Genomic DNA, 24,929 nt, shown 5'->3' with positions numbered 1-24,929 from the left:
TTGATCTTATCGGTCGTCCGGCAGCCTGCGCGCCGTGGCGGGCCACATGGAGAGCCGGAACATGGGTGCTGCCTTGACGGGGAGTGGAGCTTTCAGGAAGCGGAAGCTGGCGGAACTGGAAGCGCAGGTGGTTGCGGCGGATATTCCCGAAACGTCGCCGAAGAGCGGGCTCGATCTGGTGGTCGCCTGGAGCATCGTCGGGACGTTCATCATCTTTGCCTCGACCGTTATCTACATGATGGAATCGATCCTGATGCCGGTCACGCTTGCGATCGTCATCGGCATGGTGCTCGGCCTTGCCGCCGATCGGCTGGCGCAATACGGATTGCCGCCGGCGCTGGGCGGTCTGCTGCTGGCCGCCATTTTTATCGTGGGGCTGTTCTTCCTGATCAATGCTCTCATCGAACCGTTGACATCGCTGGCGGGGCAGGCGCCGGGCATGCTTGAGCGGGCGATCGAGCGGATTCTGCCGTATATACAGCGGTTCGAATGGGCAAAGGTGGCGATAGCCGGTACGGACGAAAAAGCCGTGACCGATGTGGCCATTCAGAATGCCGGGACCATGCTCGGGCTGGTCGCTGCGGGCGTAACGCCGGCCTTCATCCAGACGATGGTGTTCATGGCGGCGCTTGGCCTGTTCCTTGTCGGACGCGGGCATCTGCGCAAGACGATCATCCTTGCCTTTGCCACCCGCGATCGCCGGCTTGCCGCGATTCGCATCATGAATGCGACGGAGAATGCGATCGGGTTTTACTTCTCGACAGCAAGCCTGATCTACATTGTGCTCGGCATGATCACCGCCTCGATCGCTTTTGTCGGCGGCCTGACGATGGCGCCGCTCTGGGGTCTGTTCGCCTTCGTTTCCAGCTTCATTCCCTATCTCGGCGTCACGGTGATGACGCTGGCGCTACTTTGCGCCGGTCTGATGACGCATGACGCCCTGTTGCTGGCGCTGGCCCCGGCCGCCGCATTTTTCATTCTGCATCTGGTCATGGAAAACCTGGTGACGCCGGCCATTCTCGGTCACCGGCTGGAAATCAACCCGTTCCTGATCTTCCTGGCGATCATCTTTTGGACGTGGATGTGGGGTGCCGTCGGCGCCATGCTGGCCATGCCGCTGTCACTGATCGCCATGACCATCTTCAACGAGGTTCGCACCCAGCCGCCGGAACGCCAATTGCCGGGTTGAGCAGAGGTAAGACACGATGCGAGACCGTTCCGGTGTATGACAACTGAAAGCGACATGAATGCCTCCAATGCTGGATACTTTCGATACGGTGCAGGCTGACCTCCATGGCGGCCGGGCGCCCTGGGGCCGCGGCATGCGCGCTCCCAACAATTCCCCTCTCTCGCAAAGCATCAAGACGGATGTCCTCGTCGTTGGCGGTGGCATCACCGGATCGCTCGCGGCCCAGCATCTGGCGGCGCGTGGGGTGGACGTCATTGTCGTCGACCGCGAGCAACCCGGTCTCGGCAGCACGGCTGCCAGCACCGCGATGCTGCAATGGGAAATCGATTGCACGCTTGGGGAATTGACCGAATTTTATGGTTTTGAACGGGCCGCCCAGCTCTACCGGCGCAGTGTCGCCGCAGTGCAGGGACTGACCGCATTGGTGGAGGGGCTCGGCTTCGATTGCGCCTTCCGGCCCCGCTCCACCCTCTATATTTCCGCCGGAGAGGCTGGCCCCTCAGCCTTGCGCGAGGAGCATCTGTTAAGGCAGCGTGCCGGCCTGCCCGGGATGGCGCTTGATCACAGGGACCTCTTGTCCCGCTTCGGGATCGACCGGGCAGCGGCCATTCTCTCGCCCGGCTCTGCCGATGCCGACCCGCTTCTTCTGTCCTGGGGCCTGTTGCGTGATGCTCAGGCGCGTGGTGCGCGGCTGATCGATGCGATGGTGACGGCTTACCATGATGCGCCGGGATCGGTGACCGTCGAGACCGATAGTCCGTTCGTTATCGAGGCCCGGCATGTCATCCTGGCAACGGGATATGTCATGCCCGATTTCGTCCGCAGCGACATCCATAGGACGGCGTCGAGCTGGGCGATCGCAACCGTGCCACAAGCGGCCGGTACGCTCTGGCCGGGTGGCGAACTGATCTGGGAAGCTTCGGAAACCTATAATTATGCACGCACCACCACGGATGGACGCATCATCATCGGCGGCGGCGACGACGATACGGTCGATCCGGCGGCGCGCGACAATAAGATGCCGGAGAAATCGGAAAAGCTGGTAGAGGACCTCGTCAAGCTGTGGCCCGCTGCCAATCCCGCCATCGACTTCTCCTGGTCCGGCGCGTTTGGAGAAACCGACGACGGCCTGCCGCTGATCGGCGCGGTTCCCGGCATGCCGTGCATTCTTGCGGCCTATGGTTATGGCGGCAACGGCATCACTTTCAGCTTCATGGCATCGCGCATTCTGGCCGAACTTTGCGCCGGCCAGCGTCAAGACTGGTTCGACGCCTTTGCAATCGACCGGCCTTCGCCGGTGGCCTAGGCTCAGAGTTTGCGGGCGCGGGCGTTTTCGTCGAAGAACAGCGCCTGGCTGATCAGTGCCTTGACCATTTCCGGGTTGAACGGCTTGGTCACCAGAAAGGCCGGCTCCGGCTTGGTGCCGGTCAGCAGCCGTTCCGGGAAGGCGGTGATGAAAATCACCGGGATCGTCGTGCTTTTGAGAATCTCGTTGACCGCGTCGATGCCCGAGCTGCCGTCGGCGAGTTGAATGTCGGCAAGGATCATTTTCGGTGCGGTCTTTTCAAACAGCGTGATTGCTTCGCCATACGTTCTCGCCACGCCGGCCACCTTGTGGCCTAGGCTGGTGACCATATCTTCGATGTCCATGGCGATCAGTGGTTCGTCTTCGATGATCAGGATTTCGGTGGCCACCTGTTTCGAAATATCCTCGGAGGCCTGGCGCAATAGGCCGGCGGCTTCCATTTCCGTGACGCCGAGGATCTGTGCCGTTTCTTCAGGCGAAAACCCTTCGACGGAGACCAGCAGGAAGGCCTTGCGCGCTGCAGGCGAAATCACTGAAAGGTTTGCTGCTGCGCGCGCTTCCCAGCTGAAGGGCGACGTTGCTTCCGGCACGTCGATGGTCAGCGTGTCGAATACGGAGCAGAACAATTTGAACAGGTTGACCCGGTCGTTGGCGCCTTTTGGAAAAAGCGTGATGTCTGCGATCAATGCTTCCAATACGGCAGCGACATAGGCGTCGCCCGAGGTCTGCGACCCGGTCACGGCGCGCGAGAAGCGGCGCAGATAGGGAAGATGGGCTGCGATCCGCATGGAAAGTGACATTTATGATTTCCTTCAGTATGATGGCGCCGAATTTTGCCGGTGCCCGACGCTGGCGCGTTACCAACATCGCATTGGTTTGAACATGTTTTATGCGTTAAGGGAAGTTTCCCAGCTGAACGAATTCTAGGTCGGTTTCAAGGAAGCCAGATAAAATTCGGAATATGGCAATGTTTTTGATGTACCAAACAAGGACGCGTGGAAGCGGCGCTGTATGGCCGCCGCCGATGCGGGTTCAGGAGCGAAACGGACGATGACGAACATACCGGAAAATCAGCGGCGTGCCGGTATGGGCAGCAGGACAGGTGTCGCCAGCAGCGATCCCAATGCGCAAATCGCCTCGAAACTCAAGGCCCTTTACAACGCCGTCGAGCAGGAACCCATTCCGGATCTGTTTCTCGGTCTCCTTGAAAAACTCGACCAAGCCGAGCAATTGGGTAAAACGCAGGGCTGACGCTTCAAGCGTTTCCGAACTCCCCCAACTTTTCGAGACGTAAAAAAACGGGCCGAAGCCCGTTTTTCTGTTTCGATTCTAGGCTTCTGATCAGCAAGATGCAGTGTAGCGGCGGCCGTAACGATCGCGGTAGACGCAGCGGCCCGGCTCGTTGGCATTGCCGATCAAGGCACCGGCCACACCACCAACGGCAGCACCGACTGCAGCGCCACGCACATTGCCGGTGGCTACCCCACCGATGATCGCGCCGGACGCAGCACCGATACCAGCACCCTTTTCAGTCTGGGAGCAGGCGGCGAGCGGAAGGATGAGCGCGACTGCAAGGAGGATCTTTTTCATGACTGGTTCCTTTTCAAAAGTGTTGATGGACGAAAGAATGAAGTTTTAAGGCAAATCAGATGCGGCCCATCAGCACAAGGATGAGGAGTATCACTACGACCAGCCCGAGGCCACCTGAAGGTCCATAGCCCCAATTGCGGCTGTGGCCCCAATTCGGCAGCGCGCCGATCAGCAAGAGCACTAAGACAATCAGGAGAATTGTACCGAGCATTGATATTTCCTCTTCGGGTTCCGGCCGTGCGGGTCACGGGGTCTGCTGCAATAACGCCGCTCACGCGAATTTGTTCCAGCGTGTACTGTCATTTAAGCGTTGCAAGCAGTGCATGGCGCAGAGACGCGCCAGGCCCTTGTTTCGTAAGAAAATTGTTACGGTTAGGTATCAGTGTGCGCTCTGTACTTACATGCAGGGATGTATCCAATCGCGCCGCCGGAAGAGTAAAGCCATGCTTCGGCGGGATAAAGCTCCACCAATCCCCGCCGTCATTTCTGCCCGTTGGCCAAGCGTCATTAGGGTCAAATATTTTGCGGGCAATAGATTGGAACTTACCGGCCATCCTCTCCGTTTCCCCGCCACATCATTCATGTGCAGGGAGCACGACGATGGAACATATTGCAGCGATCATGATGCTTGTCGGCTGTACGCAGGGCAATGTCGAATGCAAGGAACTCCCGGCTCCGGCCGTTGGTTTCGAAACCGCCGAGGACTGCCAGGCGCTGTTGCAGCCGTCGCTTGATGAGTTCCGGGGCAAGTACAAGATCGTTTACGGCAAATGTGCTGCGATCGATCCGGCCCTCTATATTGAAGATGCGACCATCACATGGGCGATCACCCCAGCCAATGAGCTTGATGTCCAGGTGACCTTTGATCAGCCTGCGGCACCGGTGCTGGTGGCCGGCAAAGGGGATCAGCAGAGCCTGCTCAGCAACTGAGCGTTTCACGGACGGTAGAATTCTACTGGCCGATCGTAGCACCCGCCAGCCTGAGACGGCACCTGAGGCTCGCATGCGGCAGGGTCCGTTTTTGCGTGCGGGATTTTGCCTGTAGCTGAAATTATGGAACAAAATCCGCGCGGTTACGTTCTCCAAGGCAATCGCAGCCAGTTGAACCCTGGCGTTTGGCCTGATGGCTTTCTCCCAAATTTACTCGAAGGAGCTCAACAATGATCCGCACTCTCATGGCGACGACCGCGCTTGCCGCGTTTTTGACGACCAGCGCGTTGTCCACAGGCGCATGGGCGCAGGAAGGTGCTACGAAGGCTGCTGGGGCTCAGGCTGCAAGCACCAGCTCAGAAGCTGCCAAGCCCGGTCCCGCCGGCTATTTTTCAGCCGCCCCCGAACAGGTTCTGGCAACGTCGGTCCTCGGCAAGACCGTCTATACCGGTGCTGACGAACAGGGTGAAGCCATCGGCGATGTCAACGACGTGGTCATCAATGCCGATGGCGGCGCAGAAGCGCTGGTGATCGGCGTGGGCGGGTTCCTCGGTATCGGCGAAAAGGATGTGGCGATCAGTTTCGACCGCGTGTCTTGGTCGGACAGGGATGGTCAGCGCATCATCGTCATTTCGGCAACCAAGGAAGAATTGCAGGCAGCCCCTGAGTTCCAGCGCACTGCCATCATGGATGGCGTCGCGGCAACGGTGCCCGAGGATCAAGCCGCTGCGCCCGCGACTGCACCGGTCATTACGGACGAGGCTGCGGAAGCGACGCCATCCGTGACCGGCACCACACCGCAGATGACAGACCCGGATATCGCCCCGCCGGTCGATTCCACCGGGACCACCGCAACGCCGCCGGATGAAATGCAGCTGGTCGATCCGGGATTGATCAGCGCGGAAAAGCTGATCGGCACCGAGGTCAAGGTCGCCGACGATACCAAGGTCGGCGAGATCGGCGACGTTCTTCTCGACAAGAACGGCAAGGTCGAGGCCTATGTCATCGACGTCGGCGGTTTCCTCGGTATCGGGCAAAAGCCGGTAGCGATGAGCGCGCAGAGCGTTCAGGTCATGGCCGACGCCAAGGGTACGATGGTCATCTATTCGCCGTTCACCAAGGCGCAAATGGAAACCCAGGCCGCTTATGACGAGGAGGCCTATAAGGCCAACCCGCGCGGGATCGTTTTGGCCGCTCCCGCAAATTAACGGTCGCGTTCAATGGACCGGCGTCGAAACGACGCCGGTCCATTTTTGGAAGTGAAGCCGGCGACTTTCAGGCAGGCACAAAAAAAGCGGCCGCTGGCCGCTATCTTTTTTTCGGGAAGTGCTCGGTTTCATTGACCCGACCCCTTGCGCGAAGCTTTTTCTGCGGCGTCGAGATCGGTCAAAAGATCCGAAAGCAGCCGGTCCGTTTTCGGCGGTGCTTCCGCAAAGTACAGATCGCGCAAGGTCGTACCGATATGTTGATGTCTATCGCGGCTCTTGCTTGGCAAGCGAGCTGAGGCCGCTGCAGATTTCCAGATGTTCGTTGTCGATACGGTCATTTTACTATCTCGCATGATGTATATGCCTTCACAACGTTCGCTACCTGGCTAATGTTCCGAGAAATACATGGCCAAACCGTGTCAAATTGGGACGATCTTTCGCGCCATGGTTAAGGATTAGTGTCAATCGGGATCCGTCGCGTCCCTGCCTTTTTTCCCGGAACAAAGGTTCACGTCCTGCGTTTATTCACCAATGCATTAAACTAAGGAGAATGTCCGATGCTGTATTATGCTCTCGTCTTCCTCGTTGTTGCCATCATCGCCGGTGTTCTGGGCTTTGGCGGTATTGCTGGCGCTTCTGCAGGTATTGCACAGATTCTGTTCTTCCTGTTCCTCGCCTTCCTGGTCATCTCGTTGGTGGCTGGTTTGATGCGTAGAACCTGATCCCATCTCAGGCGATGCGTGACGGAGGGAGCGATGCGAGAGCATCGTTCCCTTTTTCGTTCACGGTGGCGGGCCACTGCAGCCCGCATCAGCCTTGCCGAAGGCCATGGCCTTGGCTATTCATGACCGGACCATCTCGCAACTGCACAGTCCGGAGCCGCAGCAAGCATGAAATCGCTGGAACTCATCGTTGAAAGGATCATCCTGTCGAGCCGCTGGCTCCTGGTGGTCTTTTACCTGGGGCTGGTTGCGGCACTGGCGCTCTACGCAGTGTCCTTCGTCTACAAATTCTACAAGATCGCCATCATGGTCTTCACTTACGATGAATCGGACATGATTCTCGCCATGCTCGGCCTGATCGACGCAGCACTTGTTGCCAGCCTGATCGTCATGGTGATGATTTCCGGCTACGAAAACTTCGTCAGCCGTTTCGACGAGGGCGATGCCGAGGTGTCTTTCGTCGGCAAGCTTGATTCCGGCAGCTTGAAGATCAAGGTGGCGTCGTCGATCGTCGCCATCTCGTCCATCCATCTGCTTCAGATTTTCCTGAATGTGCAGAACTACACCAGCGAGCAGCTGATGTGGGCGACCATCATTCATATCGCTTTCGTGGTCTCCGCGCTGATGCTTGGGTTCCTCGAGCAGATCATGACCAGACTGAAGAAATAAGCAGAAAGCAGAGTGGGGAACCGGACATGAAGACAGACGTCGTAGTTTTGGGCGCAGGCATTGTCGGCCTGTCGACGGCCATTCACCTTGCGCGGCGTGGCAAGTCCGTCGTCCTGCTCGACCGCCGTGGCGCCGGCGAAGAAACCTCCTACGGCAATGCCGGCTTGATCCAGCGCGAGGGCGTTTTTCCCTATGGTTTCCCGCATGATTTCGGCGCGCTGTTCCGCTATGCGCTGAACAACACGATCGACGCCCACTATCATTTCCGCGCATTGCCCGGCCTCGTGCCGTTCCTTATCCGCTATTGGTGGAATTCGGGTTTTACCCAGCACCAGAACATTGCCTCGATGTATGCGCCGCTGATCGAGAATTCGATCGCCGAACATGCCGACCTGATCAATGCGTCCGGTGCCGGCGATCTCATCCGCAAGGACGGCTGGATGAAGGTCTTCCGCACCGAGGCTGCGCGGGATGCGGCCTACAAGGAGGCGGAAAAGCTTTCGTCGACGTTCGGCGTCAATCATCAGAAATTGTCGAGCAGCGAGCTGAAGGTGATGGAGCCGTCGATCCGGGCGGATCTCACCGGCGGACTGCGCTGGACCGATCCCTGGTCGATCCGCGATCCGCACAGCCTCAACAAGGCCTATCTCAGCTATTTCCAGTCGCTCGGCGGCCGCCTGGTATCCGGTGACGCGGCGACGCTCGAGCATATTCTCGAAGGTGCGGGCTGGCGCGTTGCGACGCCGGAAGGGCCGCTGGAGGCCAAGGAGGTCGTCGTGGCGCTCGGCCCCTGGGCCGATACCGTGACCAAGAAACTCGGCTACCGGTTCCCGTTGGCGGTGAAGCGCGGCTACCACATGCATTACGGTATGGAAGAGGGCGCTCAGCTGAACAACTGGGTGCTCGATGCCGAGAAGGGTTATTTTCTGGCGCCGATGCTGCGCGGCATCCGGCTGACCACCGGTGCCGAATTCGCCAATCGCGATGCACCGAAGACCCCGGTACAGTTGACGCGGGCCGAGCGCGTCGCGCGCGAATTCTTCCCGCTGGCAGAACGCCGCGACGACGAGCCGTGGATGGGAGCGCGCCCCTGCACGCCGGACATGATGCCGATCATCGGCAAGGCGCCGCGTCACGAAGGCCTGTGGTTTGCCTTTGGCCACGCCCATCACGGCATGACGCTTGGCCCGGTTACCGGCCGAGCGCTTGCCGAGAAAATGACAGGCGAAAAGACCGTAATCGACATCAAGCCGTTCCGGCCCGACCGGTTTGTGGCCTAATTGACATGCGGTATAAGGCGCCGAAGGTGATCCTCGGCGTCCAATCCTTTTTGCTTTTTTCCGATTAATTTCCTTGAAGCTGGAACAATCGTCAAAGTCGTCCGTTAAACAGGTCGGCTGAAGACGAGGACTCGGCCAGCTGTGCGTTGCGCGGCAAATGGAAATGACCGTCGTGAAAAGCGGCGGCGGGAGCGTATTTCATGCAGAAACAGGTGATAGAATTCGGCGGCGAAGCCGTGGGCGCTTTGATGCGTGAAGAGAACGGCTATCGCTTCGTCGCGGTCAAGTTCGGCGTCTGGAGCCTGGATGGCCGTCTGTTTTCGCAACCGTCCGAAGCGAAACGTGCGGTGAAGGTGCTTCTGTCGAAATCGGCAGGCCGGTCGATGCCGTCGGCCAGCTTCTGGGTTCCTGGCGCGGGCGACCCGTCCAGCAGCCAGTTCCAGTGGAACGCCGTTTCGCCGGTCCCGTCCGTATCCATCGAAAAACGCGTCTGACATTGACCCGTGCCGGTCATGGATCGGTATAGCCTGACGCCCGGATGTTGAACTCGTGGGCGGCCGGATCGGTTCGAAACAGCAATGTGCCCGTAGCGGCCGATTGTGCCGGGACATAATCGAAGGTGATTTCCTGCGTCTCGATCAGCGTGTTGCCATCCGTCACATCGCCCTTGACCGGTACGGAAGCGGCGGTTCGTGATCCTTTGTTTTCGATGATGAACGAGACTTCGTATCCGCCACCTGGCGCCGGCTGCTGGCGAAGGCCCTGCACCGACAATTGCGGCACACCGCCGGACGAAACGACGGCGTGGTAACTGATCCAGCCGATCATCGCAGCAACAAGCAGGGTGCAAATCCCGCCCGTCAGCCATTCGATCCAGTGCGCACCGCGGCCGACTGTGCGGCTGTTTGTTTTGACCGGTGTCGCGTCAGCCATGTTTGTTCCTCATAGCATGTTTGTTCCTCATAGAATGAGCCGCGCCGCAGCGGCGCCGATGGCGCCGGGAAAAGCTAGAACGATCATCGCCATCATCGCCGGCGTAAACGATCCGCCATCCAGCCGTTCAAAACTCCAGAGTCCGTAGAGACTGATGATCAGCGCGATGACGTAGCCGGGCAGGGTAAAGCGGATAAAGGCATGCCACCAAGGCGTATCGCTGGACAGCTCATGGCCCCCCTTGAAGGACACGGCATAAACGAAGGCGTGCATGAGGGTGATGGACATCACGATGGTCGCCAGCGCATGCCATGGCGTCATCTTGTAGGCGATCAGGATCATTTCCTCCGTCGGTGCCATGTTCAGGTTGAGGAACAATGCGCCCACCGCCATCATGAACAGCTCGCTGCCATAGCCGGCCTGCTGCTCGTCTTCGGTGTCGTCCTTGCCGCTGCCGAGCTGGCTGCGCCCGAGCAATGCACCTATGCTGGCGGGAATGGCCTGGACCGCGATCTTGCCGGTGATCTCCTCGGCCGGCATGCCGGCCACCAGCAGCTTGAACAAGGACAGCGTTACGGCGCTTGTGACGATGCCGATGCCATAGGCGATCATCGCGTCACGGATTGCGACCTTCCAGGAAAACGTCTCTTCAAAGCCGATACGATGGGAGATGCCGATCAACAGCGGTATGGCGAGCAGCAGAAGAAGCACCAGGCGCCAGCGGTCCATGGTGAAGCCCAATGCCCACATTTCCATGGTCATCTGCATCGGCAGCGCAAACAGAAGTGCCCCACCCATGCCCCGGCCGATGCCGATCAGAAATTTGGCCGGTTCGGTCGCCTCTCTGGACCGATCGGCATTATCGCCGCTTCCGGCAGCACCGGCGCTGGCCTTCTGCATAGATCCCCTCCTGCCATTCGCTTGAAAAGCCGCCGCTATTGCCTGCTGCGGCTGGAGCCTGCCGGTCAATCGTCCCAATCTACCGGGATGCCGCTGTCCGCACCGATTGTTTCCAGGGTATTGCGAATGCTGATCACGCCGGGAACGGCATAGATCAAGGCTTCGATCTGGCGTGCCTCCTTCGCGGTATCGACAGTGCCTTTCAAAAGGACAGCGCCGCGGCGGGCTTTGAGGTCGATACCCGATGTGTCGATATTGCTGTCTTCAAGCCTGTTGGCAATCAGCTCTTCCAGCGCATCGTCGTCGACATCTGCCTCGGTATCGTCGCCGAAAAGGTCGGGGCCATCCTCACTTTCGATCGCGGTATCGTTGCTGCGCTGGAAACCGGGGTTGCCCGCCTCGTCGAAATTTTCCGCGCCTTCTCCATAGGAGCCATTGCCGACCTTGGTCTCGGTTCCAGGGGTGGCGTCCGCGTAAGGCCAGCCTTCGTTGACATCCCGTTCCTCGTAGTCGCGGTAATCATCCTCGCGTCCTGTGGTCTTCGGTGTTTTGCCGGTCATGGTGATGTCCTCGTTTTGATGAATCGAGGGAGAAACGGATAGCGTGACATTTGGTTCATTTGCAAAAGGCGGTTCCGGAATATTCCGGGATCAGCGCATAAAAATGGCGGAGCCGCCGAAGCAGGTCCGCCATTCGTGTCAGACGTCCATCGCTGTTAGTTCTGCGGTGCAGTACCGGTAGCCGGGGTCTGAGTTTCCGGCGTCGCAGGCGTGGCGTTCGGGGTGGTTGTGGTGTTCGGCGTCACGCTTGTGTCCGGAGTTGCAGTGCCGGGCGTCGCGCTGTTATCGACAGGCGGAGTGACGGTATCCGCCGGCGGCGTTGTCGTCTGCTCTGTCGGCGTCGGCTGTGTTGCCGTGCCATTCGTCGGATCGCTCGACAATTCCGCCGGCAGCCAGACAAGCAGCGCCAGAACAAGACCCGCAAGCAGGATGATCAGGACTGGCCATTTCGAGCGTGCCGAGCGGGGTTCGAGTTCTTCCGGCAGCCGCTGATTGGCCAACGGATCGGTCACCGGAGCGCCTGTCACCGGATCGATACGCGGGCCTGCCTGTTCGGCCGGCCATGCTGCAGGATTCACGTTGCGGTTTTCAGTGGGATCAAAACGTTGATTCATGGCGGACATATCCTTTCGAGAAATGGTGCCTGTGCCAGCAAACGTTGCAGGCAACTGCCCGATAAACGTTGCCGCGAGGCGATTGTTCCTCAAAAGGCCGGCGAAGGCGGCAAAACCGCCAATCACCGGCAGGAAATGCCCATTTTACTCCAAAATACGCCGGAACGGGGCGGGATCAACTCGACGGCAGTTCGGCGATCTCGCCAAATTGTACCAGCAGCCGCGGACTGGTCATGTCGCCGCTTTCTTCATCGACCTCGACGGCATAGGCCGCCACTCCGATAAACCGGTCGGCCATGGCCGCAGCGATCTTTTCGGCGCTCGCAGCATTGGATGCCTGGCGCATTTCTCCCGGTCCCACTCCGCCCCGAACCTTGCGATAAGGAATGACGATGAATTTCTCGGCCATGGACGGCCCTTTCAAGAATTGATGCCGACAAGGCCCGGCACGGCCGGTTCGATGGACTGCACGGCGCATGGTGATTGCGGCAGGCGGGGCCTGCATGGGTGACATGGCTGCGATCTGTAGCACCGATCGCGCTGCGGCTGTACCGGCAATCCGGCAAGTGATGCACAAAATGCCGAAGGTGCTCTCCGGCTGCCGGTTGCTTTTACGCTTCCTTCGAAAAGGGAACCGTGCGCACCGGCAGACAGGGCACCTCGAGGTGGTCTGGCGGCAGTTTTGCCTTGGCCCGCTCCACCATCATCTCGTAACCGCTTTCCAGGTGACGGCAGAACCGCTCGGCATCAAACAGCGGCGCCAGAAACCTGTTGCGGGAAATCTGCTGTTTCAGCCGCCTGACCTCGTCCGGACTTTGCGACAGGTTGACCGCCAGCTCGACAAAGGCATCCGGTGTCGTCGCCACTAGGTTCGGCAGGCCGAGCGCGGTCATCAGGCTTTCGGAGACCCGCGAGGCGAAATTGCTTCCCTGCATCGAAACCACCGGAAGGCCCGCCCACAATTTGTCCGATGTGGTCGTATGGCCGTTATAGGGGAACGTATCGAGTCCGATATCGGCCGCCTGCAAGCGGGCGATATGGGCGTCATAGCCGGTCGGGGATGCAAAAATGATTCTGTCCGCTCCAACTCCGCGTTTGCCGAAGGCGGAAAGAAAATTGCTGCGGGACAGATCACCGTCAATCATCACCCAGAGAACCGAACGCTCGGACCGCCGCAGGATGTCCGCCCAGCGGTCAATCACCGCAAGCGATATCTTGCGGGCGGCATTGAAGGCGGCAAAGATGAAGCGGTCTGACGGCAAACCGAGCGCCTGCCGGCCGGTGGCCGGCGGTAGAGCCCGGTGGACAGGGTCGTTGGGCTGGTAGCTTTCCGGCAGCAGGCAGAATTTCTCGTGGTAGTTTCGTCTGGAACTGTTCGGCAGCACGATCCGGTCGCCGATGACATAGTCGCAATCGATATTCACCGCGCTGCCGGGGAAACCAAGAAAGGCAACCTGAATGGGCGCCACCATCTGGTTGAGAATGTTCGACCGGGAACCGCCGGTATGGCCCTTGAGATCGACGAGGATGTCGATATCGTGTTGGCGGATGATATCGGCCGCCTGTGCATCGGTCTTGCCGTGCAGCGAAACGATCCGGCCCCATCTCGACCGGTCGCCGTCGGCGGCGGCGTGGTGCTGCGGCGTGTAGCAGTAGAGCGTCACGTCAAACCGTTTGTCATCATGCGCTTCCAGCACGTTTTGCAGCAGCCGCATCGTCGCATGCTCGCTCCAGAAATCGCTGGAGAGATAGCCGATACGGATGCGCTCGCCCCAGGGATGCTGCCGCATCCGTCGCTGTCTGCTGCTGGCCGGTGTGGGGATCGATGTCAGGCCGGGATTGTTTGTCGCCAGCCGGTTCAGCCGCTCATCGCCGCACCGCAACAGGTTCGAATAGGCGGTTTCGCCCTCAAATGCGGAGAGGTCGCCGCCCGCCAGCTGACCGGCACTCGCACGCTCGAGTTTTTCGATCGCCTCGAAATCGCAGAAGTCGCGCGCCACCGACATGAACTTGAACTGCGTGTAGGGATCGTCGGGAAAGAGCGCCGCAAGCTTGCGAAACACCATCAGCGCCAATGGATTGCGCTCGCTGTCGCCAAGAATTTCCCCGGCAAGTTTCAGATGATCGGCCTCATCGCTATTGGCCAGTGCAGGCTTGACGAGATCGACAAGAGCGGTGTCGCCGGTGCGCCGGAACGACTGAGCCAGACTATAGGCGAGGCCGGCATCGTCCGGTCTGCTGTCCAAGAGTTTGATGCCGATCAGCTGGGCGCGGTCATCGTCGCCGGCCTCGACATACAGCGCCGTGGCGCGGCCAAGCAGTGTGCCGGCATCGCGGCCGGCATGGGGCGCCGCCTGCTCCAAGGCTTGCGCAGCCTCGGCCGGAAGCCCGAGTTTTTCGAGCGCGTCGCCGAGAAGCACGAGCGGAGCTGCATCCGTGGCTGTTCCAAGCAGGGGACTGAGAAGCGTCAGGCTTTCCAGATAGTCGCCCCGTTCAAAGGCAATCCGCGCCGCTGCAACCGCTTGTCCGTCCATATCCGCTATTCCAGGAAGTTCATCAGGAAAACGCGAAAATAGCGCCCATTGCTTGCGCGGAGCGGATCAACCGGCAGCGTGAAACGCAGCCGAAAGTCCGAAGGGTTGGCTTGAAATATGATGAATATTCAACGCGCTGACGTCGTCCTGGAAATGCCATGAGCCGAGAGAAGTGGACGGCCACGGCGTTTCGTGGCAGCGAGAGAGACGTCAATCTACCCGCCCGGCCCTATTCTAAATCTAATAGCAGCCGCGCCCTGTCCTTGCGGACGGAAGGCCTTTCGCAGATTTTTCCGGAAAATGAAACCCCGATTTTCACGAGGGGATGCGCTGCCGGACGCCGGACAGACCGCCGCTTGCCGGAAAACCAAAAACCGTGGGATGGAAAACGTTTCGAAGAAAAATTTGGCTGGGGAACCTGGAGCCGAACGGGTGTCTGCCAAAAACGGTTTACATACAGATGGTTACGCTATCTCGTGTCAACATTTTGGGGGTAGGATTCGGAGTTGTCAACTGAGGCTCTAAATCTGTCCCCCGACACCCTTAAACTTTTCAACAAACATCGCAATTTTCTGGAAGACGCTTTGTTTCCTGCTCAGATAGTGAGGGTTGAGCGGGCTCATTTTCGGCAATATTGCGTTTAGTTCCGTGCCGTTGTCGGTCGCAAATTCGCGTCTGATAGATGTGGCGATGTAGCGCTTTGCGGCGTCGACATTCAGATTCTCAGAGGAAATCAGTTCTTCCGCCTCCCGCCGCTGCTCTGCTTGGGCAAAGGTAAAAAAGGCATCAATGACGGTAGCCTTGTCGCCAATCTTGTCCAGATCGGTTTGATTAATGAAATCGACCAAAAGGCTTTCCTTTGCCCGGTTGCCAATGCTGGCTCGGATGATGCGCCGTACATCCTCAACAAGGGCGGCCTTGTCCTTGACCTTTTTGTTGTTTTCGAAAATCTGTTCCAGAATGTAGTCGAGATTAATCTCTTGAGACTTGAGTAGGTCCACCTCAAACACTACGTCGTCCCAATCGACGGTAGATTTGTCTGTCTCATTGGCCGCTTTTTCTCGGCGCAACCAATCGCGGATGTCGTTGTAGGTCGACCGGTAATCCTGGATTTTTCGCTCGGCCGGAATCCTGATTGCATTCAGTGTGGCGAAATCTTGATCGTCTAAATGATGCTCAGCTTTGAAGGTTTCCACGGCTTGGGCATCACTTGTGTCGATATCCTGCAGGGCTTTCAAACTTGCAAATTCATCGTAGTTTTGCAGCACGTTCTCGACGCGTAGATATTCGCCAAACAGCTTGGCGAAGTATTTCTTGTCGCTCTCTTTGACAATCTCGTCAGGATTAGGGAATCGCTGTTCCAACTCTGTCACCACATCGGCAAAACCACGTCGTGCCTCACCGGTAATCAGATCAGTGAAGCCTTCCATGTATTCGTGGTAGCTCTTTTCCAGAACAACGTTCTTGGTGCTGCTGTTACCAAACAAGGTGATGGCATCTGCGGTGGCTTTCTCAAGGTCGCGAAATGTGACGATGTTTCCAAATGTCTTGGTTGCATCGTAAATTCGGTTGGTGCGCGAGTAAGCCTGGATCAGGCCGTGATACCGCAGATTTTTATCAACAAATAGGGTATTTAGTGTTGGGGCATCGAAGCCAGTAAGGAACATGCCGACGACAATCAATAAGTCGACCTCTTTGGCTTTAACCCGTTTTGCCAGGTCACGGTAATAGTTCTGGAAGCTATTTCCATCGACACTAAAATTGGTTTTGAAAACGCCATTGTAGTCGGCAATTGCGGCGTCCAAAAATTCCTTGGCGCTGCTGTTCATGGCAGTAACGTCGAAAGTTTCGTCCGCAATCTCGCCGACGGCGTCCTGTTCCTCGTTGGCTGCGTAGGAAAATATTGTTGCAATTTTAAGCGGCTTTTCGTTGTCGGCCTGAAGCTTTGTTAGTGTTTCATAGTAAAGCTTAGCTGCGTCAACGCTGCTGACCGCAAACATGGCATTGAACCCCCTATTGCCGCCTTGAAGGCGATGCGTTTTCTGCCGAAAATTGTTCAATATGTATTGAGAGATTTCCCGGATGCGATCTGGGTGCAGAAGCGCTTTTCTGTTTTCAGCAGCGTTTAGTTTTTCCTCATCCTGTTCGGTCTCTATTACCTTAAACTGTGGGCGGACGTCGTTATAGTCCACCTTGAATTTCAGCACTTTCTCATCACGAATTGCATCGGTAATAACATAGGAATGCAGCTCATGCCCGAACACGCTCTTCGTATCCTCAGCGCCTAGCGCGTTTTCACCGGCGAAGATCGGTGTCCCAGTGAAGCCGAACTGATAGAAGCGCCTAAACTTTCTTTTCAAGTTCTTCTGAGCTTCCCCGAATTGACTCCGGTGGCATTCATCAAAAATGAAAATCACCTCTTTGTCGTAGACGGGTAGGTCACCTTCGCTCTTCATCAGGTTGTTGAGCTTCTGGATTGTCGTGACGATTATCTTGTTGTCGTCTTTATCCAGGTTCCGCTTCAGTCCGGCGGTGCTGTCGGAACCATTTACGCTATCCGGTGAAAAGCGCTGGTATTCCTTCATCGTCTGATAATCGAGGTCTTTTCTGTCCACGACAAAAAAGACCTTGTCGATAAACTCAAGTTCGGTTGCCAGACGTGCAGCCTTAAAGCTGGTGAGCGTTTTGCCCGACCCGGTCGTGTGCCAAATATAGCCGCCGCCTTCCGACTTGCTCCAGTTCTTGGCCTCGTGCGAACTTTTGATCTTCCACAGAATGCGCTCGATAGCGGCAATCTGGTAGGGTCGCATCACCAACAGCGTGTCGCTCACATCGAAGACGGAATAACGCAGCAGCACTTTCAACAACGTATCTTTTTGGAAAAAAGTTGTTGTAAAGTCCTTGAGGTCTTTGATCAGCCCGTTATCGGCCTTCGCCCAGTTCATGGTGAAGTCAAAGCTGTTCTTATCGCGGCGTGTAGTGTTCGCGAAATAGCGAGTGTCAGTGCCGTTCGATATAACGAAAAGCTGAAGGTACTTGAAGAGCGATTGCTCGCTGTTGAAGCTCTCCTTGCCGTAGCGGTGTAGTTGGTTAAAGGCTTCGCGAATGGCAACGCCACGCTTTTTCAGCTCAATCTGCACCATAGGCAGACCATTTACCAAAATGGTCACATCATAGCGATTGGCGTGTGTGCCGGTCTGCTCAAATTGCTTGACCACCTGCACCTTGTTGCGAGCAATGTTCTTCTTGTCGAGTAGGTAGATGTTTTGGATATGGCCGTCATCAAAGACGAAATCGTGGATGTAGTCGTCGTGAATTTTGCGGGTTTTGTCAGCGACGGTGTCGCTGGGCCGGTCCAGATAAGTTTCTACGAACCGCACCCATTCACCATCCTCAAAGCTCACATTGTTCAAGGTTTGCAATTGCTGGCGGACATTGGCCAAGAGAGATGCAGGCGTGTTGAGTTTTACCAGATCGTAGCCCTGAGATTGCAAATCCTGGATAAGCTCACGCTCCAAATCGCCTTCGCTCTGATAGCTGTCGCGGGCTTCCCACTCCCTGGAATATCTATCCAGGACGATAAAATGATTTGATTCCGCAATGGGCGTGGTTTGCTCAACCATTCGTTCTCTCCTGCTTCCAAAAGCCATAGTTAGCGATCAAGTTGTCGAGCAAGAGCTTAACGATTTGCTTTTCGGGTTCTGTCGGCTCTGCCACCTCTTCGTTGGATAGCGTGCGATGGCTGTTAAAGGTCATAATGCGCTTTAAGTAACCATCCTTATCGCCTGGGGCGGTGTCCAAAAGGTCGGTCCACTGTGCATACCCCAGGAAATTTGCAGTTTTTTCGTAGAGGTTTCGCAACAGGGTGAAGTGGTATTTTTCGATCCGATTTTCGGCAATTGCCTTCTCAAGTGTCTGCTTCAGATACAGATGATAGGAAAAACTCTTGTTCGAATCGCCCTGCTTTTCAGTCAGGGCGAAACTGCCATCTTCTAGTCGCTCCAGCAGATAGCAGGTCTTGCTCTTCACCTCATTGAACAGCACATTGTAAAAAAGCGGGCTGTGCGTGGTGATGAGAAATTTCAGACCGGATTGGCTGGATTTGACCAAGTCTGCCAGACTGACCGCCAATTCAATGAGATGGTTTTCGTCCAATGAGCTGACAGGGTCATCAATAAAGACATATTCGAGCTGGTTAAATTGATCTGTTTCACGTTCGCCGACTTCCGCGACATTCAGGATCGTAATCACTTGATCTAGCAGCGTGTAAAAAATACTCCAGATGAAATTGCTTTCTTCACCTTTCGAGATTTTTAAATTTCCAGAGGTGTCGGAACCGCCAGTCTCAATGGAAAATGTTATTTCCGAAAAAGCCTTGACCGTGATCTCTTGCCCGTCAGCGCCTTCAATTTCATATTCCGCGTTGAAGCGTGGCGTAAGCCTCTGGTTCGCGTAACGCTGAAAAGCCGTGATGACGTTCTGGTCCTGCCCCTGGTCCTTCAAAATCCATTCGGTGAAAGAGTTTGGCTGAATTTTTAGTCTGGGTTCCGCATCTTGGGCCAGGTCATTGTCCCAAAAAAACAGGTCCTCAGTGAAAGCATTATAATAGAGGATTTTGGTGCGGGTCCTTTCCTCCGGCGCTTCGTCTTCAGCATCGCCGTTCCTTGGCGCAATCAGGCGCTTGAATTCCCGTGAAAGTCGTGTCTTCCCTGTGCCATTAAAGGCATAGATCAACTGCACCTTTTTGTTGGCGTTCCTCAATTCTTCCGCGATTTCGTCGAGTTTTTTCCCCATCGCTATGCCGCCATCCCTTCAGGCTTCGGGAAGCTCAACAGCAAATCGCGATAATATTCATATTGCTTCTGCCGCAGCTCAATTTCGCGTGGCAAGCATTCGTTGATTGACGTGGTCAGGGCGTTGAATTTGTCGAGAACGTCGACGATGCGGGTTTGTTCGGCAATCGATCTCTTATAATTCGCAGCATGAGGAATTGGGATTCTAAGTTTCTTCAGCTCTCCTGAAGTAATTAGCGGTTGCCCTCCGCCCTTTGCATATTGCCTTAAGTTCATTTCCGTGAGGATGTAGAAGATAAACTTCAAGCTGTAATTTTCTCTCACATTGACGATGATTGTGTTGTCTGAAACATCATATTTTCCATCCGCAATGTGGACATAGCCAGCATTGGCTCCAACTCTAGCAACGAGTATTTGTTTTCCCTCGTGGACATATTCGTCTGTTTTGGCAATCACGCCTGTTGATCCAAAAACCGGGTACTTGCCTTCAGCGGACCTCTTCTTATTTGTTCCAGACGAAACAAAATTGCAGAGACTATCTAAAGGCTTCCACTCCACGACATCATTTTCAAAACTCAGCAGCTTGGCGCAATAGTAGTTGTATTGCTTCTTACGAGCATTAAGCTCTGCAGTAAGCTCTTTGGTAAGCTCTGCGGTGAGGGCGCTGAATGCGTCCAAAATGCGCACGATCTCCGCTTGGATCGCTAGCGATTTTGTCGGATTTTCAGGGCATGGGACGGGGAAAACAAGCTGTTCTACAACAGCCTTTGAAAGGCGCGGAATGCTGGCCCTACGAACTTGCCCCGATATTTTCTTTTTTTGAGTTAGCAGCCAGTGATATAAGTATTTGCTTAAAACTTTCTCTGAATGGCGAAAAAAATAAACGTCGTCTGCTGCCCAGAAGCCGGAGTCATTGTAACCGATTTCGCCAGCTGCCCCCGCGCAAATAATAAATACAGATTCTGGTTCAACATTGCTTTCATGGTAATAGCCGAGTGGCGTCATGCTGTTCTGAAATACAGCGAAATCCCCAGTTTCTTCCAACTGACTTTTAACAAGTCGTTTCCCACGCTCAATTGCTACCACATTTTTCAACGGCAACCAGTCCACGGTAGAACCGTCCAGCAGCTGTTCCATAAAGCTCTGTCCGCTCATGCTTCGATCTCTGCAACGATGGTTCCAATTTCCGCACGCAAGTTATCTATTTTTTCTACCCTGATTTCTATTTCTGTATTCAGTTCGTCAATATCTATGATTTCGCGGTTTTCTTTGGCTTCCACATAGGAAATAACTGAAAGACTAAAATCATTAGCTCTAATAGCTTCAAGAGGAACGGATTTGGCAAAATGCTCAACATCCTCTTTGCTATCGAAGACCGAAAGAATTTGCTGAATGTGGCCGGGATTGGCTTCGTCATCGCTGTCCGTCAACCAGTTGTTGTTAATTCCTTTTTTGAATAGGCTACTTGCATCAATAAACTGCGTGCTAGTGTCGCTCTTGTGTTTGGACAGGACCAGAATATTAACGGCAATGGTGGTGCCGTAAAACAGATTGGGAGCCAGTGAAATCACGCTTTCCACAAAGTTATTGTCGATGAGATATTGCCGGATTTTTTGTTCTGCGCCGCCTCGATAAAAAATACCGGGAAAGCAAACAATTGCGGCACGACCTTTCGCCGATAGATAGCTGAGGGCATGCAGCACGAAGGCGAAATCCGCCTTCGATTTTGGGGCAAGTACCCCTGCCGGAGCAAAACGATCATCGTTGATCAATGTCGGATCGTCATCACCTTTCCACCTCACCGAATAGGGGGGGTTGGAAACAATCGCATCGAATGGCTTTTCGTCGCCAAAATGAGGGTTTTCAAGTGTATTGCCTAGCTGAATATCAAACTTGTCGTAGTTGATGTTGTGCAGGAACATGTTCATGCGGGCCAGATTGTATGTCGTGTGGTTGATCTCCTGGCCGAAAAAACCCTCCTCAACAATATGCGCGTCAAAGTGCTTCTTCGCTTGCAGTAGCAAAGAGCCTGAGCCACATGCCGGGTCATATATTTTGTTCACGCTCGTTTGATTATGCATCGCGAGCCGCGCAATCAGCTTTGAAACATGTTGTGGGGTGAAAAACTCGCCGCCAGACTTGCCCGCAGTGGCCGCGTAGTTCGAAATAAGAAATTCGTAGGCATCACCAAAAAGGTCGATTTGGTCGCCGTGAAATTCGCCAAATTTCAGCTCCGCAACGCCCTTGATGACGGCTGCCAATCGGGAATTTTTATCTTTCACTGTGTTGCCAAGGCGGTTGCTTGTCGTGTCAAAGTCGGCGAACAAGCCCTTGATGTCAGCCTCTGAGGGGTAGCCGCTCGCGGACCCCTCAATTCCATCAAAAATCTTCTTCAGGTCAGTATTCAGGCTCTCATTGTCTTTGACGTTTTTCGCGACATTGGAAAACAGTTGGCTGGGGTAAATGAAATACCCCTTGGTCTTGACCGCATCGTCCTTGATTTCAGGCGTGATAACGCTGTCCGGCAGCTCGGCGTAATTGATGCTTTCATCGTCGGCTTCGATATAGCTGGCAAAATTCTCGCTGACGAAACGATAGAAAAGGGTGCCAAGCACATATTGCTTAAAGTCCCAGCCATCGACCGCACCGCGCACCTCGTTGGCGATCTGCCAGATTCGGCGTTGTAGCTCGGCACGTTGTTCGGCGCTCGTCATGCTCTCTTTTCCTTTTATTTCTGCTCTTGCTCAGCGATCCAACGTTCAATTTCTGATCTGCGAAAACGCCAAGACCCGCCAACCTTGAACCCTGGAATACGGCCCTCCGACACAAAGCGATAAGCCGTCTTTTCAGCAATTTTCAAATAGCTGGCCAGCTCTTTGATCGTAAGAATTTCATCGTCCGACATCGCAGCCCGAATCCAAATTGGGGAACTGTGAGGAAAATAATGGAAGATGGGGATAGCGCAAGCCTTAAGTGCGGCGCGCGCTCAACAGTTCAGTGCAAGGCTTTCCTTACCTCGTTTGTAGGGGCTGCGTTGTGAGACCCAATCACTTGATGGATTTGTGACTTGCAGAACTTGCGGCGATCCTTTCTCAAAGGAGATCGCCATGCAGCACTTTACGCTCAACCAAAAAGCCAGAATCAAAAAACAGGAAGAACGACGCCGCCGCGAACGACGGCTGCGTGAAGAAGAATACCGCAGGCGCATAGAACGCTTGCGCCGCCAGATCGAGGAAGCTCGAAAGCGCCGTCAACGCATATTGCTGCTGCTCTTGCTGGCTATCCTTGCCATTCAGGAATCGATTTTGGCAGCATTTCAGGGCTCATATGTAAACTGGTCTAATCCCGATCCAGGTCCGTTAGATTGGACGCCTGACCCGGCAAACGACTTTGCCCCACGACACGGCAGTGACGACTACTGTGACGGCTACAGCCGCGATCAATGGAATCGGATGCTGGATGAGCGCAGCATCAAGGTCAGCCGCAAGGCCGAGATGAAAGCGGAGTGGGAAGCCGACCCAGAACGCGAGTTATTCCCTGAACGGTATCAGCTCTGGGGGCATCGCCCCTACGTCTGCCAAATCATGCCCGAGCTAACTGCCCCATACTGGCGAGAAGATGCCTTCGCAGCGCTTAAACTTCTGACGCCGCACGAAGTCCACACATATCTTCACGAAGCACATGCAACCGACCCTAGTGATCTTCGCAGGTGTTTTGGAGATCGCGATCAGCAGATAATCGCGGCATTCCAGCAGCGAGCTATCTTGTGGGAGGAACGCAAGAAAAGAGAAGCCCTGGACGCGGGGAAGGCGAAAAGAGCAAATAGACCAGACGACGACGATAATAAATTCGAACCGTGAGAACTCCTCTTCCGCGTCCATCTATATCGTCAAAGATTATGCCCGTTGTTCCTTGAGCCTAGCAACTCCGGCTCGTTCGGCTGCACAGGATCAGAGACAGCGGCCAATCCACCCGCAGTTGGCGACCACCAGACGCTTTCAGCCAGCGGTCACACTGGACGTAATCAAAGCCGTTGCGACAATATCACTTTATGAATTGCGGTTTTCCTATTTCTGAAAACCGGTTTTCATAACCAGCCTTGGGCTGGGTGATCGCTCCGGCGCGTCGGGATCAGCAGCAGGCGTCAGGATCGACCGCAGACGGTCGCGCTCGATGCCTGCCCGGAAGGCCGAATCCTGTGCTTCACAAGCCCTTCTTTCGGCTTCGTAGCGCTGGCGCTCAGCCTCAAGTTGCTTTCTCTCGGCTGTCTGCGCGACATTCCGCCAGCGGTCGATTTCGCTAGCGAATTCCCCACGAACCTTTTCAATGAGGCAGGACTTCCGCAGGCGATCCCAGACTGCGCGCAAGCGACCGGCCCAACCGGAATATCGTTCGGCATCGGCCATCGCTGATTGGGCTTGCTCTTGGTCTTTTCTGGCTCGATCCTGAGCAGCCAGCGCAGCGGCTGTCGCTTTGCGGGCTGCCTCCTGTTGACGGGCAGCGTCGGCGGCGACAGTAGCGGCGTCAGCCTTCGTTTTCGCAATGAAGGTTTCGCCGTCCGCCTTGACCTTCTGTGCTCGCTGTACGACCTTTTGCAATGATCGGGCTTGTACCTGTTCACGTTGCCACTCATCCCGCGTCAGGCGGCGGCGCTGTGGGCCAAGACGCGTCAATCCACAAGGGACCGCAACAGCCTCATGGTAGCTGTCTTGCCATGCCCGCATTGCTTGCTTGTATGCCCCATCTGCTCGTTTCGAGAGAGTTTTTCTATCCTCGCCGTCCTTGCCGGTGTCCATTACGGCACGCTTCGCGATGACGCCTGGATGGAATTTTAAGGCGGACATACCGGGCTCATCGACCGGTACAACATAGGCGTGGATATGAAAGTATTCCTCGTCCTCGTGCCTGACAACGGACTTTAGATCGTCTCCATACTGTGAACGAAGCCAATTTATCGTTCGCTTTTCCCACTCTTTGGCTTCTTTTCGTTTCACTGGATCGTCACGTATTTCGGCCATCGTGGCCGGATATGAAGCAACGACCGTGTGCAGAGTTTTTTTGTCTTTTGCGAGCTTCCGAGTATGACCGCCCTTGACGGCGATGGTTGCGGCAGCGGCGGCAGTGTCATGCATGTCCTGCACCGTCGCCACATCGACCCCGTACACGACGACGGGCGGGGCCGGATTCTCGACATGAACGGATGCTTCCGGCTTTCGCCTTGCTTCCGCAAATATGAAATCGGTGGAACGCCCTTTGGTGTCGGCTTTACGGGCAAAAGATTCGAGATGTACGAATTGGTAACCCACCGTATCACCTCAGCCTGTGCGGCGGTTATGTTCTGTCGCCAGAACGCTGTCCATGTCACTCCATCCGCCCGGTAGACGTGAGGCAAGCTCATTCTTCAGGTGAAATGATTGGAGGGACCAGTTCGCGAGCCATTCAACGGCGTAGCCGTAACGGATATGAGAGTGTAGAGCCTCAAAAACATCTCTGGGCAATATGAATAAGCCGTGTGGGTCCATACCGTCACTCGACGCACCTTCGGTCAGATCAAGCCAAGTTTGCGCGACCTCGGGGTCATCGATAGCCATTGCGGCCAGCAAGGAACTGGCAACGGCGATGTGCCGCGCGTCGAGTTCAATTATGCGATCTATGATTTGACGCGTCTGACGTTCCTGCATCGCTTCGCTCCAAAGATAGG

General features: G+C 55.7%; 27 protein-coding genes. 10 read left to right on the top strand and 17 right to left on the bottom strand.

All coding sequences use genetic code 11. The features are described 5' to 3' along the window. The first annotated feature begins 61 nt into the window (after nucleotides 1–61). Nucleotides 62–1,189, top strand: coding sequence for an AI-2E family transporter (locus ACP7BS_RS06855; RefSeq protein WP_426229433.1), 1,128 nt, complete (start codon nucleotides 62–64; stop codon nucleotides 1,187–1,189). Nucleotides 1,190–1,256: 67 nt separating this feature from the next. Beyond that, complete coding sequence (locus ACP7BS_RS06850; RefSeq protein ID WP_426237158.1) at nucleotides 1,257–2,495, top strand: NAD(P)/FAD-dependent oxidoreductase; 1,239 nt, start codon at nucleotides 1,257–1,259, stop codon at nucleotides 2,493–2,495. Between the two features lie 2 nt (nucleotides 2,496–2,497). Here ACP7BS_RS06850 and ACP7BS_RS06845 read toward each other — a convergent pair whose 3' ends face one another. After that, nucleotides 2,498–3,295 carry a response regulator gene (locus tag ACP7BS_RS06845; RefSeq protein ID WP_426237156.1) on the bottom strand — a complete coding sequence of 266 codons (798 nt, stop codon included), beginning with the start codon at nucleotides 3,293–3,295 and terminating at the stop codon, nucleotides 2,498–2,500. A gap of 286 nt (nucleotides 3,296–3,581) precedes the next feature. On the opposite strand from ACP7BS_RS06845, the gene ACP7BS_RS06840 reads away from it, so the two are divergent. Beyond that, on the top strand, nucleotides 3,582–3,746 hold the full coding sequence (locus tag ACP7BS_RS06840; protein WP_426237466.1) for a NepR family anti-sigma factor: 165 nt from the start codon (nucleotides 3,582–3,584) through the stop codon (nucleotides 3,744–3,746). A 90-nt stretch (nucleotides 3,747–3,836) separates the two neighbouring features. Here ACP7BS_RS06840 and ACP7BS_RS06835 read toward each other — a convergent pair whose 3' ends face one another. Then, complete coding sequence (locus tag ACP7BS_RS06835; RefSeq protein ID WP_426229008.1) at nucleotides 3,837–4,085, bottom strand: YMGG-like glycine zipper-containing protein; 249 nt, start codon at nucleotides 4,083–4,085, stop codon at nucleotides 3,837–3,839. Between the two features lie 55 nt (nucleotides 4,086–4,140). Next, on the bottom strand, nucleotides 4,141–4,296 hold the full coding sequence (locus tag ACP7BS_RS06830) for a DUF3309 family protein (protein ID WP_082512023.1): 156 nt from the start codon (nucleotides 4,294–4,296) through the stop codon (nucleotides 4,141–4,143). Nucleotides 4,297–4,685: 389 nt separating this feature from the next. Between ACP7BS_RS06830 and ACP7BS_RS06825 the strand changes: the two genes are divergently transcribed. Together ACP7BS_RS06825 and ACP7BS_RS06820 are read left to right on the top strand one after the other, a co-directional pair. Beyond that, nucleotides 4,686–5,015 carry a hypothetical protein gene (locus ACP7BS_RS06825; RefSeq protein WP_426229007.1) on the top strand — a complete coding sequence of 110 codons (330 nt, stop codon included), beginning with the start codon at nucleotides 4,686–4,688 and terminating at the stop codon, nucleotides 5,013–5,015. A 230-nt stretch (nucleotides 5,016–5,245) separates the two neighbouring features. Next, on the top strand, nucleotides 5,246–6,223 hold the full coding sequence (locus tag ACP7BS_RS06820) for a PRC-barrel domain-containing protein (RefSeq protein ID WP_426237154.1): 978 nt from the start codon (nucleotides 5,246–5,248) through the stop codon (nucleotides 6,221–6,223). A 128-nt stretch (nucleotides 6,224–6,351) separates the two neighbouring features. On the opposite strand, the gene ACP7BS_RS06815 is transcribed toward ACP7BS_RS06820, so the two are convergent. Further along, a complete protein-coding gene (locus ACP7BS_RS06815; protein ID WP_426229005.1) occupies nucleotides 6,352–6,561 on the bottom strand; it encodes a hypothetical protein in 210 nt (69 codons plus the stop codon). A gap of 219 nt (nucleotides 6,562–6,780) precedes the next feature. Here ACP7BS_RS06815 and ACP7BS_RS06810 point away from each other — a divergent pair, with 219 nt between their 5' ends. From ACP7BS_RS06810 to ACP7BS_RS06795, 4 genes are all read left to right on the top strand, one after another. Then, the gene (locus tag ACP7BS_RS06810) at nucleotides 6,781–6,945 is read left to right on the top strand and encodes a DUF1328 domain-containing protein (protein ID WP_037105882.1); all 165 of its coding nucleotides are present in this window, start codon (nucleotides 6,781–6,783) and stop codon (nucleotides 6,943–6,945) included. Between the two features lie 168 nt (nucleotides 6,946–7,113). Next, nucleotides 7,114–7,614: a TIGR00645 family protein gene (locus tag ACP7BS_RS06805; RefSeq protein WP_318412490.1), complete on the top strand. Its 501-nt coding sequence runs from the start codon at nucleotides 7,114–7,116 to the stop codon at nucleotides 7,612–7,614. A 26-nt stretch (nucleotides 7,615–7,640) separates the two neighbouring features. After that, complete coding sequence (locus ACP7BS_RS06800) at nucleotides 7,641–8,894, top strand: NAD(P)/FAD-dependent oxidoreductase (RefSeq protein ID WP_426229003.1); 1,254 nt, start codon at nucleotides 7,641–7,643, stop codon at nucleotides 8,892–8,894. Nucleotides 8,895–9,094: 200 nt separating this feature from the next. Further along, on the top strand, nucleotides 9,095–9,388 hold the full coding sequence (locus ACP7BS_RS06795; protein ID WP_426237151.1) for a hypothetical protein: 294 nt from the start codon (nucleotides 9,095–9,097) through the stop codon (nucleotides 9,386–9,388). A 16-nt stretch (nucleotides 9,389–9,404) separates the two neighbouring features. On the opposite strand, the gene ACP7BS_RS06790 is transcribed toward ACP7BS_RS06795, so the two are convergent. The 11 genes from ACP7BS_RS06790 to mads1 all read right to left on the bottom strand — a co-directional run bounded on the left by ACP7BS_RS06790 (nucleotide 9,405) and on the right by mads1 (nucleotide 22,133). Beyond that, on the bottom strand, nucleotides 9,405–9,827 hold the full coding sequence (locus ACP7BS_RS06790; RefSeq protein WP_426237149.1) for a TIGR02588 family protein: 423 nt from the start codon (nucleotides 9,825–9,827) through the stop codon (nucleotides 9,405–9,407). 27 nt (nucleotides 9,828–9,854) lie between these two features. Then, complete coding sequence (locus tag ACP7BS_RS06785; RefSeq protein ID WP_426237147.1) at nucleotides 9,855–10,727, bottom strand: TIGR02587 family membrane protein; 873 nt, start codon at nucleotides 10,725–10,727, stop codon at nucleotides 9,855–9,857. A 65-nt stretch (nucleotides 10,728–10,792) separates the two neighbouring features. Further along, nucleotides 10,793–11,287, bottom strand: coding sequence for a BON domain-containing protein (locus ACP7BS_RS06780; RefSeq protein WP_426237145.1), 495 nt, complete (start codon nucleotides 11,285–11,287; stop codon nucleotides 10,793–10,795). Nucleotides 11,288–11,442: 155 nt separating this feature from the next. Next, nucleotides 11,443–11,901, bottom strand: coding sequence for a hypothetical protein (locus ACP7BS_RS06775; RefSeq protein ID WP_426237143.1), 459 nt, complete (start codon nucleotides 11,899–11,901; stop codon nucleotides 11,443–11,445). Between the two features lie 175 nt (nucleotides 11,902–12,076). Then, nucleotides 12,077–12,310, bottom strand: coding sequence for a hypothetical protein (locus ACP7BS_RS06770; RefSeq protein WP_113247562.1), 234 nt, complete (start codon nucleotides 12,308–12,310; stop codon nucleotides 12,077–12,079). A gap of 202 nt (nucleotides 12,311–12,512) precedes the next feature. Then, on the bottom strand, nucleotides 12,513–14,435 hold the full coding sequence (locus ACP7BS_RS06765) for a glycosyl transferase (protein WP_426237141.1): 1,923 nt from the start codon (nucleotides 14,433–14,435) through the stop codon (nucleotides 12,513–12,515). Nucleotides 14,436–14,956: 521 nt separating this feature from the next. Continuing rightward, nucleotides 14,957–18,058 carry a type I restriction endonuclease subunit R gene (locus ACP7BS_RS06760; protein ID WP_426237139.1) on the bottom strand — a complete coding sequence of 1,034 codons (3,102 nt, stop codon included), beginning with the start codon at nucleotides 18,056–18,058 and terminating at the stop codon, nucleotides 14,957–14,959. Then, nucleotides 18,051–19,229, bottom strand: a complete 1,179-nt coding sequence (locus ACP7BS_RS06755) for an anticodon nuclease (protein WP_426237137.1) — start codon at nucleotides 19,227–19,229, stop codon at nucleotides 18,051–18,053. Before ACP7BS_RS06755 ends, ACP7BS_RS06760 begins: the two co-directional genes overlap by 8 nt. Before the next feature lie 2 nt (nucleotides 19,230–19,231). Continuing rightward, nucleotides 19,232–20,383: a restriction endonuclease subunit S gene (locus tag ACP7BS_RS06750; RefSeq protein WP_426237136.1), complete on the bottom strand. Its 1,152-nt coding sequence runs from the start codon at nucleotides 20,381–20,383 to the stop codon at nucleotides 19,232–19,234. Next, entirely contained in the window at nucleotides 20,380–21,942 is a 1,563-nt protein-coding gene (locus ACP7BS_RS06745) for a type I restriction-modification system subunit M (protein WP_426237134.1), read from the bottom strand. The genes ACP7BS_RS06750 and ACP7BS_RS06745 overlap by 4 nt, the downstream gene beginning before the upstream one ends. 14 nt (nucleotides 21,943–21,956) lie before the next feature. After that, a complete protein-coding gene (mads1, locus tag ACP7BS_RS06740) occupies nucleotides 21,957–22,133 on the bottom strand; it encodes a methylation-associated defense system helix-turn-helix domain-containing protein MAD1 (protein WP_113102180.1) in 177 nt (58 codons plus the stop codon). A gap of 202 nt (nucleotides 22,134–22,335) precedes the next feature. On the opposite strand from mads1, the gene ACP7BS_RS06735 reads away from it, so the two are divergent. After that, complete coding sequence (locus ACP7BS_RS06735; RefSeq protein WP_426237132.1) at nucleotides 22,336–23,088, top strand: hypothetical protein; 753 nt, start codon at nucleotides 22,336–22,338, stop codon at nucleotides 23,086–23,088. A gap of 207 nt (nucleotides 23,089–23,295) precedes the next feature. On the opposite strand, the gene ACP7BS_RS06730 is transcribed toward ACP7BS_RS06735, so the two are convergent. Next, nucleotides 23,296–24,534, bottom strand: a complete 1,239-nt coding sequence (locus ACP7BS_RS06730) for a plasmid recombination protein (RefSeq protein WP_426237130.1) — start codon at nucleotides 24,532–24,534, stop codon at nucleotides 23,296–23,298. Between the two features lie 9 nt (nucleotides 24,535–24,543). Continuing rightward, entirely contained in the window at nucleotides 24,544–24,909 is a 366-nt protein-coding gene (locus ACP7BS_RS06725; RefSeq protein ID WP_426237128.1) for a hypothetical protein, read from the bottom strand. Nucleotides 24,910–24,929 lie beyond the last annotated feature (20 nt).

This window comes from Pararhizobium sp. DWP1-1-3, from assembly GCF_049896125.1.
Lineage (GTDB): Bacteria > Pseudomonadota > Alphaproteobacteria > Rhizobiales > Rhizobiaceae > Pararhizobium.
The sequence above is the reverse complement of the archived record's forward strand: the minus strand, read 5'-3'. Positions and strand labels throughout refer to the sequence as shown.